This window comes from Cryobacterium sp. 10C3 (assembly GCF_034314285.1).
GTDB lineage: Bacteria > Actinomycetota > Actinomycetes > Actinomycetales > Microbacteriaceae > Cryobacterium > Cryobacterium glucosi.
The window spans coordinates 1719588-1733512 of the sequence record NZ_JAVIWF010000002.1; the positions used below are offsets into that span (position 1 = coordinate 1719588).

The 13925-nt window shown below is 67.9% G+C and carries 17 protein-coding genes, 1 tRNA gene and 1 pseudogene; 8 read left to right on the plus strand and 11 right to left on the minus strand.

All coding sequences use genetic code 11. The annotated features are described in order from the left end of the window. Positions 1–18 precede the first annotated feature (18 nt). Both aroD and RGU41_RS08965 read right to left on the minus strand, forming a co-directional pair. Positions 19–765: a type I 3-dehydroquinate dehydratase gene (aroD, locus tag RGU41_RS08960; protein ID WP_322136047.1), complete on the minus strand. Its 747-nt coding sequence runs from the start codon at positions 763–765 to the stop codon at positions 19–21. After that, entirely contained in the window at positions 653–1690 is a 1038-nt protein-coding gene (locus tag RGU41_RS08965) for a shikimate dehydrogenase (RefSeq protein WP_322136048.1), read from the minus strand. Before RGU41_RS08965 ends, aroD begins: the two co-directional genes overlap by 113 nt. A 147-nt stretch (positions 1691–1837) precedes the next feature. Here RGU41_RS08965 and RGU41_RS20820 point away from each other — a divergent pair. Next, positions 1838–2503, plus strand: a pseudogene (locus RGU41_RS20820) (Gfo/Idh/MocA family protein); the annotation flags it as partial. Positions 2504–2583: 80 nt separating this feature from the next. Next, complete coding sequence (locus RGU41_RS08975) at positions 2584–2817, plus strand: hypothetical protein (RefSeq protein ID WP_322136050.1); 234 nt, start codon at positions 2584–2586, stop codon at positions 2815–2817. Positions 2818–2861: 44 nt separating this feature from the next. Here the strand turns inward: RGU41_RS08975 and RGU41_RS20825 are convergent, their stop codons facing one another. Next, positions 2862–3263: an oleate hydratase gene (locus RGU41_RS20825; protein ID WP_369125149.1), complete on the minus strand. Its 402-nt coding sequence runs from the start codon at positions 3261–3263 to the stop codon at positions 2862–2864. Further along, positions 3203–3517, minus strand: a complete 315-nt coding sequence (locus RGU41_RS20830; RefSeq protein ID WP_347233218.1) for an oleate hydratase — start codon at positions 3515–3517, stop codon at positions 3203–3205. The genes RGU41_RS20825 and RGU41_RS20830 overlap by 61 nt, the downstream gene beginning before the upstream one ends. Between RGU41_RS20830 and RGU41_RS08985 the strand changes: the two genes are divergently transcribed. Beyond that, positions 3444–3620 carry a hypothetical protein gene (locus RGU41_RS08985; RefSeq protein ID WP_322137415.1) on the plus strand — a complete coding sequence of 59 codons (177 nt, stop codon included), beginning with the start codon at positions 3444–3446 and terminating at the stop codon, positions 3618–3620. The two genes, RGU41_RS20830 and RGU41_RS08985, sit on opposite strands and share 74 nt — an antisense overlap. Before the next feature lie 44 nt (positions 3621–3664). On the opposite strand, the gene RGU41_RS08990 is transcribed toward RGU41_RS08985, so the two are convergent. The 7 genes from RGU41_RS08990 to RGU41_RS09020 all read right to left on the minus strand — a co-directional run bounded on the left by RGU41_RS08990 (position 3665) and on the right by RGU41_RS09020 (position 10060). Next, the gene (locus tag RGU41_RS08990) at positions 3665–4186 is read right to left on the minus strand and encodes a phosphohydrolase (RefSeq protein WP_134448838.1); all 522 of its coding nucleotides are present in this window, start codon (positions 4184–4186) and stop codon (positions 3665–3667) included. A 148-nt stretch (positions 4187–4334) separates the two neighbouring features. Next, a complete protein-coding gene (locus tag RGU41_RS08995) occupies positions 4335–5399 on the minus strand; it encodes an LLM class flavin-dependent oxidoreductase (RefSeq protein ID WP_322136052.1) in 1065 nt (354 codons plus the stop codon). Positions 5400–5662: 263 nt separating this feature from the next. After that, the gene (locus RGU41_RS09000; RefSeq protein ID WP_322136053.1) at positions 5663–6103 is read right to left on the minus strand and encodes an NAD(P)H-dependent oxidoreductase; all 441 of its coding nucleotides are present in this window, start codon (positions 6101–6103) and stop codon (positions 5663–5665) included. A gap of 9 nt (positions 6104–6112) precedes the next feature. Beyond that, entirely contained in the window at positions 6113–7570 is a 1458-nt protein-coding gene (locus tag RGU41_RS09005; RefSeq protein ID WP_134448835.1) for an NtaA/DmoA family FMN-dependent monooxygenase, read from the minus strand. Between the two features lie 133 nt (positions 7571–7703). Then, positions 7704–7777 (minus strand) — tRNA-Met (locus RGU41_RS09010). Positions 7778–7784: 7 nt separating this feature from the next. Continuing rightward, a complete protein-coding gene (locus RGU41_RS09015; RefSeq protein ID WP_322136054.1) occupies positions 7785–7928 on the minus strand; it encodes a hypothetical protein in 144 nt (47 codons plus the stop codon). Next, on the minus strand, positions 7925–10060 hold the full coding sequence (locus tag RGU41_RS09020; protein WP_322136055.1) for an FAD/NAD(P)-binding protein: 2136 nt from the start codon (positions 10058–10060) through the stop codon (positions 7925–7927). Before RGU41_RS09020 ends, RGU41_RS09015 begins: the two co-directional genes overlap by 4 nt. A 189-nt stretch (positions 10061–10249) precedes the next feature. Between RGU41_RS09020 and RGU41_RS09025 the strand changes: the two genes are divergently transcribed. From RGU41_RS09025 to RGU41_RS09045, 5 genes are all read left to right on the plus strand, one after another. After that, positions 10250–10864, plus strand: coding sequence for a GNAT family N-acetyltransferase (locus RGU41_RS09025; RefSeq protein WP_322136056.1), 615 nt, complete (start codon positions 10250–10252; stop codon positions 10862–10864). A 4-nt stretch (positions 10865–10868) separates the two neighbouring features. Then, positions 10869–11921: an amino acid ABC transporter permease gene (locus tag RGU41_RS09030; protein WP_322136057.1), complete on the plus strand. Its 1053-nt coding sequence runs from the start codon at positions 10869–10871 to the stop codon at positions 11919–11921. Beyond that, the gene (locus RGU41_RS09035) at positions 11918–12727 is read left to right on the plus strand and encodes an amino acid ABC transporter ATP-binding protein (RefSeq protein WP_322136058.1); all 810 of its coding nucleotides are present in this window, start codon (positions 11918–11920) and stop codon (positions 12725–12727) included. The genes RGU41_RS09030 and RGU41_RS09035 overlap by 4 nt, the downstream gene beginning before the upstream one ends. 81 nt (positions 12728–12808) lie before the next feature. Next, positions 12809–13135 carry a hypothetical protein gene (locus tag RGU41_RS09040; RefSeq protein ID WP_322136059.1) on the plus strand — a complete coding sequence of 109 codons (327 nt, stop codon included), beginning with the start codon at positions 12809–12811 and terminating at the stop codon, positions 13133–13135. 29 nt (positions 13136–13164) lie between these two features. After that, positions 13165–13815, plus strand: coding sequence for a transporter substrate-binding domain-containing protein (locus RGU41_RS09045; RefSeq protein WP_322137328.1), 651 nt, complete (start codon positions 13165–13167; stop codon positions 13813–13815). Positions 13816–13925 lie beyond the last annotated feature (110 nt).

Consider the following 13925-nt stretch of genomic DNA (forward strand, 5'->3'; position numbering starts at 1 on the left):
GGGGCTCAGCAGGCCCGGTCACCGGGCTCCGTGCACCAGGTCCAGGACGGCCCGCAACTCGCTGGCCTCGATCTGGCCCGGGGCGCTCGAGGCTCCGACGGAACCGAAGGTGACACAGGAACCGAAGGTCTCCCCGGCCAGCCTCGACACCACGCCGAGTCCCCCCATGGACATCGCGATCACCGGGCGCCGGGCCTGCTCGGCGACGAACTCGGCGGTCGCGTCCATCAGGGTGAGGACATCGCGCGGGCTCGACGGCATCACCGCGAGCTTGAGCACATCCGCCCCGAGTGCCTGCTGCTCCGCGAAGCGTGCGAGAATCTCGGCCCGCGGCGGCGTGGACTCGAAGTCGTGCGAGGACATCACGACGAGGACGCCCGCCTCGTGGGCCGCGCTCACGATGCGGAGCAGGCACGACCGCTCGGTGAAGAGTTCGACGTCGACCGCATCGACCCCGGCGGCGATCGCCAGCCCGAGCAGGTCGGCGTAGGCCTCCGGGAGGATGTCCCGCTGCCCGCCTTCCCGTTTCGTGCGGAAGGTGAAGATCACCGGGACGCCCTCCGGAAGGGCAGCACGCACGACGGCGATCGCTTCCCGGACGGCCGCTGGGATATCCGATTCGGAGAAGAAGTCGATCCGGAGTTCGACGAGGTCATAGTCCCCGGCGATGAGTCCGGAGGCGGCCGCCGCGAGTTCGGCGATCGTCGCCCCGACCAACGGAACGCAGATCTGCGGCCTGCCCTCGCCGAGCACGATCGAGCGCATCCGCACAGAGGACCGTGCCGTCGCGCCGGTCATGAGGCCTCTCCCCTGCCGGGGAGTGCGCGGGCGCAAGGCCGACGGCCGACCGCATGGCAGCGCGGATGCCCGCCTCACCGTGCAGGGGTTGGTCCTGTTTCCCGCCGGTGAAGATGCGCACCTGGCTGATCGCCTGCTCGACGAGCATGTCGAGCCCGCTGAAGACGACGCCGCCTGCGGCACCCCAACCCTCGGCGATCGGGCTCGGCCACGGGTCGTACGCCACGTCGAAGAGGATGGAACCGGCGTCAAGGGGCCGGAGGTCGAGGCCGTCCGCAACCCCGCCCGGCAGCGTGCTGATGACGAAGGAGAGCGGGCCGGCCGCGTCCAGCTCGTCGAGCCGCCGAACCCGCACGGGGACCCCGAGCTGGTCGCCGAGGGCCGACAGGTCGGTGGCCCTGGCGGGATCCCGCAGGTAGACCGTGATCTCCCCCGCGCCGAGCGCGTGAGCCGCGTAAAGTGCCGAGGCTGCCGTCGCACCACCGCCGAGGATCGCGGCAGAGGAGGGTCGAGCAGAGTCCAGCGTCGAAACCGTACGGACGATGCCGTCGACGTCGGTGTTGAAGCCGTGCAACCGGCGCGTGCCATTGTCGGCCGTGAACAGCACGGTGTTCGCGACGCCGAGGTCGTCGACGAGCGACGAGGTCGTGTCGAGCAGCGGGACGACCTCGCGTTTGAGCGGCATGGTGAGGCTGAGCCCGAGCCAGCTGTCGTCGAGGGAGACGAGCCACGAGGCCAGCTCGCCCGAGCGGACCTCGGCCCGGGAATAGTCGAACGGGAGACCGAGCAGGGTGTACGCCGTCGTGTGCAGCAGGGGCGAGCGCGAATGACCGATGGGAGACCCCAGTACCGCGAGGCGGCGGCGGCCGGCCGGGGAAACGGGTTCAGACACGAGCCCCTCCGATTCGATTCTTCGACAGATCCAGCGATAGCGGCACGTGAGATGCGGCAGGCCGCTGCTCAATGGTAGTGTCCCGAATATGTCACTACACGCAACAAATAGTCGCCGCAATGTCGCGGCCCGTGGGTCGGTGCGCTGATGCTCAGGATCGGAATCCTCGGTGCCGCCGGCATCGCGCCGTCCGCGATCATCCGCCCCGCCCGGCGACGAACCGATGTCGTGATCGCCGCGGTCGCCTCGCGCCGGGCATCCGCTGCCGCCGCCTATGCGCAGGAACACGGCATCGACCGCTCATACGGCGACTACCGCGCACTCCTTGCGGACCCGGAGATCGACCTCGTCTATGTCGCGCTGCCGCCCTCGGAGCACGCCGAGTGGTCGATTGCAGCGCTCGAGGCCGGCAAGGACGTGCTCTGCGAAAAGCCCTTCGCGATGAACGCCGCCCAGGCCGGGCTGATGCGCCAGGCGGCCGCCGAGACGGGGCAGCGTCTCATCGAGGCGTTCCACGACCGCTACCACCCGCTCAGCCTCGAGCTCGACGCCATTGTCGCGTCCGGCCGGCTCGGCGACGTCGTGTCCCTGCGCGGCGAATTCTCCGGCAGCAACCCCTTCGACCCGACGTCGATCCGGCACATCCCGGCCCTCGGCGGTGGTTCGTTGATGGACCTCGGGTGTTACCCGCTGCACTGGGTGCGGGCCCTCACCGGCGAGGAACCCCTCGTCACGAGCGCCGTAGCCACCCTGAACCCGCTGGGGGCCGACATGAGCATGGATGCCGCACTGGTGTTCCCCTCCGGCGTCACCGCCCGGGTCTCCTCGAGCATGATCGCGGGCACTCCCTCGACACCTCGTTCGACATCGTCGGGACAGAGGGCACCGTGCACGTGGACAACATGGTTTTCCCGTCCCGCGGCCACAGCATCCGCGAAGTCAGCCGGGGAATCGAACGCTGGCTCACCGTTCGCGGCAACGAGACCTACGATCACCAGCTCGATGCGGTCGTGCGCGGCCTTGCGAGCGGCGAGCCGCTCCTCACCGAGGGGGACGATTCCGTCGGCAACATGGCGGCCATCGATGCCATCTACGCCGCGGCGGGGATCGAACGCGCCGTCGGGTAGCGGTGCGGCGGGCTCTCGCGGACACAGGACGCGGGGGAAGCGGGTTACCGGAACGCCGCTGCGAGCGCGTGCAGGTCGACCTTCGGGTCCAGTAACCCGTGATAGATCGGCGGGATGGGCTTCTCGACGTCGAAGAGCGTATAGACCGCCTGCATGGCGCCGTGCACGGAGTACTCGACCGTGAAGACGACGTCCTCGGGTAGTGGGGTGAACTGGCCGAGGAAGGCGAAGTTCTCCGCGCCGTCCGGGAGCACCTTCGGCCGGTCCTCCGGCACGCGCCGGCTAAAGAGGGCTGACGCATACGGCATCATGACCGTTGTCACGTCGGTCGACGCGAGCACCTCGTCGAGGATGTCCTCGAAGCCGAGCTGGTGCACGAGCTCCGTCAGGATCTCTTCGCCCGTCGCCTCGGACATCTTCTTGTCAGTGATCGAACCGATTGTGATGAAGGTGTTGTCGTCGAGGTCGAGAGCGGATGTCCCCTCGGCGTTCTCGAGGTGAAGCCGGGTCGCCCGGCGTGGTTCCAGAGCCGCGGCGAAGTCGACGTCGGCACGACCATCGAATCGTATTGGTTGTACGTGGTCCGGCTGACGCCGGACAGGAGGTGGATCCGGTCGAATTCCTGGATGAAGCGCTTGAAGTACCGACGCAGTTCGGCGGCGGAGTGCCAGTTCTGGAAGGCGAACGTCGTGCGCCACATCTGCCAGAAGTTGGTCGCGAAGAAGTGCTCGCCGAAAAGCTCATCGATTCTCGGTGGCGTGCGCCATGGTGCACTCCTCACGGTCGGGGCGACACCCCCGTAGTGGGGAGTATGCCCTAAAACTGAGCGTACTCCGTTATTCGGCGATCACGGCGTTGCGAACGGAGTGCGGATCGCGTCGAGGGTTGTCCCGAGTCCGCGCGCGGCGGCAGCACCCGCGATTTCCCGGCGCCGACGGGTGAACGGGTCAAGTCGGGCGAGCCGCCCCGGATCGGTGAGGTCTCCGACGCAGGCGAGCTTCACGGCGAGGGCGATCGGGTCGGCGAGCAGGAACCGGAACGAGATCTCGTCCGTTTCCTCGAAGCCGTGCCCAAGCGCAGTGACGGCCATCAGCAGCCGGTTGGGTACGAAGCCGCGCAGTCCGGCCAGGCCGGGGCCGGACGACGCGCAGGTGTCGTGCAGCAGGGCGACGACTTTCTCGTCCTCGCGTGCCAGTGCGGCCATCACACGAAGCGGATGCTCGATGGCCGCCTCCCCTGCCTCGTCGCGTTTCCCCGCGCAGGCCGTCCTGGCGAAGCGGAGAGCATCAGCAAGGAGCAGCGACGAATGACTGTCGTCTCCCTGCCGCTGCCCGCGCTGTGAAAAGTGGGTGAGGCTGAGTGTGTTCATGGCGCTGTCCTTGCTGAGCTCGCGAACCGAGGGATTCGCGCGCACGTCGCTGTGCGTCCTTTCACGCTACGGGCTGTCAGTTCCGGCAAAAGGGGGTTGACAGTGCCACCCGGATCTGTGTGGGCGGCCGGGTATTCGCGGATGGGGCCTAACGGCGCGGCGTCCAGCCGAGGGCGGGGGCGATGCGTTCGGCCACGGCCGTGAGAATGCGGTGCAACCCCGCCGGCGGATGGTCGAAGGGAAGGGCGATCACGAGCTCGTCGGAACCACGGAAGGCGACGTCGGCGAGGAGGGCCTCGATGATGTCGTCCGGATCGCCGGAAGGCACCTTGCCGAACTGGAACGGCAGGGCGGCTCCGGGAGTGCCGTGGGCGCGCTGCCGCTCCTCGTCGCGCTCGATCAGCCAGGCGAATTCGTCAGCGTCGTCCCTGCCGAGGATCGGCAGCACCTGACGTCCGACGAGTGCGTAGGACGGTCGCTCGGTGACAGCGGCATGGGCGGCACGGTACGCGGTGATCGACTCGAGCTGGGCTTCCTCGAAGGAAAGCTCGCTCGGTTCCGTGTTGAGGGTCGAGAGCTGCAGGCGGAGGCCCTGCTGGCCGGTGCGCACTGCGCTCGGGGTCGCGCCTGCGCCGTAATAGAGGCGGTCGGAGAGGGTCGGGCTCAGCGGCTGGGCAGTGAGTGGCGTGCCGGCAGGGAAGGCGGGAAAGCTCGCGTCGGCGATGGCGAGGGTGTCGCCGCGGAGTGCCGAACGGAAGGAGGCGAGCCGGGCATCCGCCTCTTCTCGGAGCGAGCCGGTGATGGCACCGTAGACGGGGCCGAAGATGCCTTCTGACTGGGCGTAGCCGGAGCTCAAGCCGACCTCGAGGCGTCCATCGGTGAGGAGGTCGGCGGTGGCCGCCTCCTCGGCGAGTCGCACCGGGTTCTCGAACCGCAACGGGGTCACGGAGGTGCCGAGCCTGATGCCCTCGGTGTGCTGGGCGACGACCGAGAGGAAGGTGAGCGGCGAGGAGAGGTACTTCTCGAGGTGCCGGTGTCGCACCCAGCCGGTGTCGAAACCGAGTTCGTCGGCGTGCCGAAACAGGTCGATTCCGTCCTGCAGGCCCTGCGACGTGGCGCCGGCGACACCGCCGTGTTCGACGAACGCGAGGAAGCCGAGACGGAACGGGGACGGCGTGGGCGCTGATGCTGGAACTGAGGCTGGGGAGGTCATGTCCGGCAATCTAGCGTCCGGCAACACGGTGAGGGAATCGGGCAGGTCATGAAAGGTAAAGCGGCGTCACAGAGCCGCTTCGAGGCTCTCCCGCCTGCTGCGAATCAAGGGCAGGGCGCGTGTGACCGCGAGATCGATGCGCTCCTGCAGGTCGAGGCTCGAGACCCGGTAGTTGGTGAAGTCGGAATCCTTCGCGTAGACGCCGATCGGGAGGGTGAGCGCCTGGAAGAATCCGAACAGCGGGCGGAGCTGGTGCTCGATGATCAGGGCGTGGCGGTCGCTCCCCCGGTGGCCGCGAGCAGCACCGGCTTGTCGACGAGGGCGTACTGGTCGACGAAGTCGAAGAGGTGCTTGAACAGTCCGGTGAACGACGCCCGGTAGACCGGGCTCGCCACGATGAGCAGGTCGGCGCCCTCGATCCGGTCGAGTTCGGCCTCGATCGTTGCGGGCAGCTGGTCGCGTCGCAACGCGCCGGCGAACTGCTCGCCGATCTCGTGCACGCCGATGAGATGCGCGGCGATAGGGAGTTCCCGGCCGACGGAGGCGAGGATTTCCTTGAGGAGAACCGTCGTCTTCGAGGGCGCGTGCAGGCTGCCGGACACGGCGACGACGCGGAGGGGCCTGGCCGGCGTCTCGGTCGGCGTCTCGGTCGGCGTCTCGGTCGGCGTCTCGGTCGGCGTCTCGGTCACGTGTGATTCGGTCATGGTTGTCCTTCAGTCGGTGCGGGTGGTGGGGGCGGTCGCGGCGGCGAGCGCCGGCAATGGCGCGGTCGGCAGTGGAGAACCGAGGTGACCGCGGAGAGTGGTGGCCTCGTACTCGTCCCTGATGAGCCCGCGACTGCGGAGTTCGGGCACGACGAGACGGGCGAAGGTCTCGAACTGTTCGTGCAGGAAGGCGTTCAGTACGTTGAAGCCGTCGACCGCACTCGCCCGGAACCAGGTTTCGAGGTGGTCGGCGATATCGGCGGGCGACCCGACCACGATCGGGGACCTGATCAGGTGGGCGACGAGGAGGTGCCGATAGGTGACCGGCCGCTTGCCGCCGATCGTGCGACCGGAGCGGCGGGTGACCACGTCGACGAGACGGGCGCCCGCCGCGGTGAAACGGCTCGCGGTGCCGGGGGTGACGGCCTCGTCGAAGCGTCTCTCGACGAGCGGAAGCCCGATGACCTGGCGCAGGTGCCGGATGTTCCGGTTGGCGGGCAGGTCGAGGTCCGCCGCTTCCGGGGTGCCGTCGTCGACAGGGAACAGGTCCACGAGCCGGTCGTAGACGGCCCAGGCATCCGCTCGCGTCTCGCCGACGATCGGAAGGACGAGGGCGACGATGGTCAGGGCGGATGCCGCACGGCCGGCCGCCTCGACCCTGGCCTTGGTGTCGTGATAGAACTCGGCGGCGTCGCCCAGGCTCGTCGGTGCGACCACGTAGATGTCGGCTTGCTCGGCCGCGAACTGCTGGGCGCGACGCGAGGTGCCGGCGTGGACGAGCGGGACATGGCCTTGGACGGGTCGTTGCACATTGAGGGGACCGGCCACCGCGAAGGCCGGTCCGACGTGCTCAAGGGGCGTGACCCTGGACCGGTCGATGATGGCGGCGCTCGCGACGTTCCTGGTGAAGGCGTTCTCGCCCCAGGTGTCCCAGAGGCCGCGGAGCACGGTGACGTATTCGTCTGCGACGTCGAAGCGGTCGAGGTGGGTGCGGGCTCCGGGCGGCCCGAAATTCGCCTCGACCTTGGCATCGGATCCGACGGTGAGGTTCAGCCCGAAGCGCCCTCCGCTGAGCCGGTCGATCGACGCAGCGGCCCTGGCCGTCGCGTATGGCTCGGAGTGGGCGGTCTCCACTGTTCCGACCAGACCGATCCGTCGCGTGATCGCCGCGAGGTAAGCCGCTGTGCTCATCGAGTCGACGCGGGAGAGCAGGTGCGGGTCCGAGAACTCGAGCTCCGGATCCGTCGCGAGCCAGTCACCGAGGAACAGGTAGTCGAAGCCGGCCTTCTCCGCGGCGAGCGCGAGGCGCTTGAGCGCGCGGGGATCGGTCGAAGGGTCGTTGTGCGCACCGGGATACCTCCAACCGGACGGGAAGGACCCCAGGGTGCGCACCATCGCACCGAGCACGAGGTGGCCGTCGCGCTCCGACCAGTCGGCGTCGAACGCCGGGGAGGTGTGATTCGTCATGGGTCGACGCTAGGCCGGGTCGATTCGGGCCGGGGTCCTGGCCGACACATCCCGTCGCGGACGGAAACATGTCGTAAAGAATGCGTGATCGCTGGCATTATCGCGCGCCAGTGCCTAGCGTCGACGGGTCGTGACGCGACGGCAGGATTCGAACCTGCGATTACCGGAATATGAAACCGGTCCCTTCGTCCTCTCGGGCACGCCGCGGTGCAATTCAGGTGGTGAGCTCGTCCTTTCTGTCGAAGGGGGCGACGCCGTCATCAACGAGACGCAGGACATAGGGCGACGAGGTCGCAAGCAGAGTCTCATCGGCCGGCACCGGGCAACTCGCCAGGAACGCCCACAGCGCCCGGATCATCGGGTGCTCGCGGCCAGGTCGGCCGGCAGCCGAGTGCGCCCCGGGTCGCCCACGAGGCTGTCGAGGTGGACCAGGAGCGCCCTGGCGACCTTGTCGTTCTCGCGAAAGGAGATCGCATTCGTGCGCGGGCGGGAGAAGGCGCCGACGAACGGCGAGTTCGTGTACGGCCCGATGGCGAATCGTCGCGGGTGGTGGTCTCCGTCCGGCGTCAGGACCCGGGTGTCGGCCTGGCGCACCGCGAGACGTCCCGTGCTCCCGGTGAAGCCGGCATCCGTCGCCTGCTCCTCGACACCGGCGCCGGAGTCGAGGAGCGACCTGAGCAGCGGGTTGTCGCTCGCGGAGACCACGGTGTCGGGAAGTCGCGCGTCGACGAGTGCGGTCGCCGTGACGACCCGGTCGAGGTTCGCGCTTCCGGCCCGGAACAGGCCCGTCACCTCGTCGGTCTCGACCCAGAGGTCGCCACCGAGGAATTCGACGATGCCGGCTTCGGAGAGCGCGAGGAGTTCCTCGAGCCGGTGGCCAGGTGGACCGCTCGCGATGAAACTGAAGTAGCCGAGCCACCAGCCGTGGATGTCACGCACCCGTGACTGCGCGCTCCATTTCGGTGAATCGATGATGTCCGAAAGCGCGAAGAGGCTCCGGAGCAGGGCGATGAACAGGGCGAAGGTCGCGCTGTGCTCCGGCGTGGTGCGGAGGGTGAGATCGCGGCGGATATAGTCGCGCAGGGCATCCTGGAGCTCGGCGACCGACTCGAACCGAAGGCCGTCGAGGGGACGGTCGAAGTCGGGCAGGAACAGCCGGTCGATCGGGTCGGTGACGGTTGACTCGACGAGGGCGCGGAAGCGTGCCGCATCCTGCTCGATGAGGAACGTGTCGGCACCCCACTCGGTGAGCGGATGACTCGCCGCACGTTCCCCTGACCGTTCCGGCCGTGCGGCGGCGACCGGCAGCGCCCTCGGGTCGATCGCGTCGAAACGGTCGGAGAAGTCCGCCCAGGACGCGGACACCCGCTCGGGGTGTCCGGTGAAAAGCTCCCGGTAGTATCCCCAGACCATTTCCTGCGCTATCAGTGGCCAGACATCGCTCGTGAAGTCGAGGCTCGAGCTGTCCCTGTCGAGGGCCGCGGCAACGTCGGGCGTGAAGAACCGGGGAACCGGTGGCTCCCCGACGATGGTCGAGCTGATCTTGGAGTGGTACGGCACTCCCCTGCGCGACCCGATCAGTACCCGGGGTTCGAGCCCGGACGGCGCGTAGTGCAGCCGCCCATCGGGCAGCCGGGTGAAGCGGCCGCCCCTGCCCTCGGTCAGGAGCACGGTGAGGTCCACCGCGGCCAGGCCGAAGCCGCGCACGATGACCCGCTCGCCTGGCTCGAGCGCGCTCGTGTCGGCATCCGCCGTGAAGGCGGGCGGCAGGTAGTAGCGGTCATGACGGCGGGCGAATTCGGTGAGGGCCGCGTGCTCTGGGGACGGGTCGGCACCGTTGTGACCGAGGGAGTAGAGCACGAGATCGACGTTCAGGGTGACCCCGGTCGAGAGGACCACGATCTGGCCGGCGGCGTCGTCGATGTCGTCGACCCGGATGGCGGTGGCCCGGTGGGACTCGACGGTCACGTTCGGCCCCAGTGCGGCGGCGGCCTCCTCATGGAACCAGGCGAGATAGAGGCTCTGCAGGCGACGGGTCGGGAAGCTCGCCCCGGTGAGGCCGGCGATCTCGGCGGCGAGGACCGCATCGATCTCGCCGGCACCGTCCTTTCCGGCACCGTCCTTTCCGGCACCGTCGATCGCGGGGATCTCGATCGTTCCGGCCCTGACGCCGGCGGCCCACTCGATCAGGGATGGTCCGGGCAGAATCGGGCCCTCGATGACCGACGTCTCGTCGGTGAACATCGTGACGTCCTCGGCGAGGGAATTCAGTTTGAGCAGCGGGGATTGGTCGTGCCGCCAGATCCGGCCGGCTCCGGGTGGGAACGGGTCGATCACGTGCACGACCAGGGGCCGGTCCCTCCCCCACGTTTCGTCGAGGTTTGCCGCGAGGCGTTCGAGCACGCCGGATCCGCGGGGCCCGCCGCCGATGATCGCGATGGCCGGGGCGCGGTCGGGTCCCGTGGGGTCAGTGCCTCTGGAGTCGCTCATGACACAAGAGTCGTCTCGACGGCGACAAATCCCGCCCAATGTGTCGCGCCGTGACGAGGTGACGAATTGTGAAGCGGATGCGTTGGCGCCGCTTCGGAGACCCCCTTAGGTTTCAACTCCAGCGGGGTCGTCCCGCTTCCTGGCTCCCCATCGCTTCCCACCGCCACCCACGAGAAAGGAAGGCACCCCGTGAGCATCGAATTTGCCGGCACCACCACCACGCGAGACACCTTCGTCTACGTCGCCGCCGACGACCCGCTCGCCCAGCCGCTGCTGACGGACCTCGCCGCGGAGTACCACTCCCGGTACGGCTCATACTTCGGCGAGAGTGCTTCCACCGAGATCTCCCGGTACCCGGTCGACGCCTTCGCGGCGCCCGACGGAGCCTTCGTCGTGCTGGTGCGCGACGGCATCCCGATCGCCGGTGGCGCGTTCAAACGGTTCGACGAGCGCACCGCAGAGCTCAAGCGCATCTGGACCGCCGCGACCCATCGGCGTCAGGGCCTGGCCCGGCTCGTCGTCGCCGAACTCGAAGCCGAGTCCGCCAGGCGCGGCTACGACCGGGTGTTCCTGACGACAGGCCCCCGCCAGCCCGAAGCGAAGAACCTCTACCTCGTCACCGGCTACACGCCGCTCTTCGACACCGCGCTCACCCCCGATGAGGTGGTCATCCACGCCTTCGCGAAGAGCCTCGACGCCCAGGAACTCGACGTTGCCGGCATCACGGCGGCGCACCATGCAGCCATCCGGCGCGAACACGCTGACAACCCGCGCTTCGTCGCACTGATCCCCGAAAGCGACTGAGACCATGACGGACACCGTGAAGGAACACCGGTCGGCGGCGCCGACCGAGGACTCGTCCGCTTCTCGCCGAGACGTGAACCAGGTCGTGAACCGGAAGTCGCCCGATTTCGCCGCCCTCAAGGTCGTGCACACCCGCCACGTTGTGCGCTGGATCTTCGGCGCCCTCGTGCTCTTCGTCGTGCTGCAGTTCCTCTGGAGCCTCGCCACGAACGACAAATACGGCTGGCCGATCTTCGCGACCTACTTCTTCGCACCGGCGATTATCAAGGGCATCCAGCTGACACTCGCCCTCACGGTCGTCTCCGGGACGATCGGGTTCGTCCTCGGCACACTGCTCGCCCTCGCCCGGCTGTCGAAGTCGCCGATCCTGAACAGCGTGTCCTGGTCGTTCATCTGGTTCTTCCGCTCGGTTCCGCTGCTCGTCCAGTTGCTCGTCTGGTACAACCTCGGCTACCTGTACCCGCGCCTCGGGCTCGGCGTCCCGTTCACCGACAACTACTTCTGGAGCTTCGACACCGTGACCCTGGTCAGCCAGTTCGCTGCCGCGGTGCTCGGACTCTCGCTCAACCAGGCGGCGTACTCCGCCGAGATCATCCGCGGCGGCATCCTCTCGGTCGACCAGGGCCAGCTGGAAGCCGCTGCCGCCCTCGGACTCCCCCGGCACGTACGGGTGTTGCGGATCATCCTGCCGCAGGCCGCCCGGGCGATTCTCCCGAACGCCTTCAACGAGATCATCGGCCTGATCAAGGGCACCTCGATCGTGTCGGTCATCGCCCTCGGCGAACTCTTCTACGTAACCCAGGTGATCTACAACCGCAACCAGCAGGTGATCCCGCTGCTGCTGGTCTCGGTGGTCTGGTACATCATCTTCACCACCGTGCTGAGCGTCGCCCAGTTCTATGTGGAGCGCCACTTCGCCAGAGGTGCCCTCAGAGTGGTTCCGCCGACGCCCATCCAGGCGGCACGCGGCTGGGTGAAGACCCAATGGGCGCGGCACGACGAGAAACCCGAAACACCCGAAGCACCCACCACCCGGATCGGCGGAAACGGATCATGAGCATCGCAGTAACCCAGGCCTCCGGCACGCTGACCGCACCGGCGACCCGCGGCCTCGTCGAAATTCGCGGCGTCTCCAAGAGCTACGCCGGCCACGAAGTCCTGCACGACGTGAACCTGACCGTGCAGCCCGGGGAGGTCGTCGCGATCCTCGGGCCGTCGGGGTCCGGCAAGTCCACCCTGCTCCGCACAATCAACCACCTCGAGAGCGTCGACAGGGGCTGGGTCACCGTGGACGGCGAGCTCATCGGGTACGAGCAGCGCGGTGACCGGCTCTTCGAGCTGAAGGAACGCGAGATCCTGAAGCGGCGCACCAACGTTGGCGTCGTCTTCCAGAATTTCAACCTCTTCCCGCACCTCACGGCCGCAGAGAACATCGCCGTCGCTCCCGTCGCTCTCGGGCGCCTGGGCAAGTCGGATGCCCGCGAACTCGCCCTCGGACTCCTCGCGAAGGTGGGCCTCGCCGACAAGCCGGACGCCTATCCCCGCCAACTCTCCGGCGGCCAGCAGCAGCGCGTCGCGATAGCGCGGGCCCTGGCCCTGCAGCCCAAGGTGCTGCTCTTCGACGAACCGACATCGGCGCTCGATCCCGAGCTCGTCGGAGAGGTCCTGGACGTGATCCGAGACCTGGCCAAACTCGGCACGACGCTCATCATCGTGACCCACGAGATCGGATTCGCCCGCGAGGTCGCCGACCGGATCGTGTTCATCGACGCCGGGCACGTCCTCGAAGTCGGTCCCCCCGAGCAGGTCTTCGGTTCGCCGAAGCACCCGCGCACCAAAGAATTCCTGGGTCGCGTGCTCTAAACGCGTTCCGGGCCAATCAGCCACCACCCACCCTGCACAGCAGCATTCACAAACAGAACCCCACAGAAATAGAGGCACACAATGGCAATTAAGAAGAAAACCGCGGTCATCATCGGAGGCATCGCCGCCGTTGCTCTCGTCGCAGGCGGCATCACCGCGGCCGTCCTGGCCGGCACCGGCAACAGCTCGGCCCAGGCCGCAGGCGCGGCCTCTCCCTCGGCGTCCGCCGCACCTGTGACGTTCAACCTCGGCCCGAAGCAGGACCGGATCCGTCTCGACAAGGTGCCCGAGGCCATCGCGGCCATCAAGAAGAGCGGTTTCACCCCGATCGAGGCCGGCAAGCTCACGGTCGTCGTCAGCCCGTACGTCGCTCCCTTGGCCTGTTCGCGACCGACGACACGACCCTGATCGGCAACGAAACCGACATCGCCCAGCTCATCGCCGATGGTCTCGGCCTCGAGCTCAACCTGCAGCCGGCAGCGTGGGCGGACTGGCCCCTCGGCATCCAGTCCGGCAAGTACGACCTGATCACGTCCAACGTCACGGTGACCGAGGCCCGCAAGGACCTCTACGACTTCGCGAGCTACCGCGAGGACCTCCTCTGCTTCTACGTGAAGAGCGACTCGAAGATCTCGTCCATCAAGGAAGCCAAGGACGTCGCCGGCCTCAAGGTCATCGTCGGCTCCGGGACCAACCAGGAGAAGATCCTCCAGGGCTGGGACAAGGAGAACATCGCCAAGGGCCTCGCCCCCGTCGAGTACCAGTACTTCGACGACACCGCAGCCGCGAACCTCGCCCTGCAGTCCGGGCGCGCCGATGCCAACTTCGGACCGAACGCGACCTCTGCCTACGCAGCAGCCCAGAACGGTGAGACCAGGCTCGTCGGCACCTTCAACGGCGGCTACCCGGCGCACGCCAACATCGCTGCGGGCACCAAGAAGGGCAACGGCCTCATCGAGGGCGTCAGCATCGTGCTCAACAAGGCGATCACGGGCGGTCAATACGGCGACGTTCTCGCCCGCTGGGGCCTCACGTCCGAGGGCGTCACCGAGTCCCTCGTGAACCCGGCAGGACTTCCGCGCGAGTAGCGCGAGTAGCCACCACTCAGTGACCGGAAGAGCCGGGTCGGGAGAGACACTTCTCCCGGCCCGGCTCTTCCGGTTTCACGCCTGTCTCCTGCCCGCCCCCTGCCTAGGAT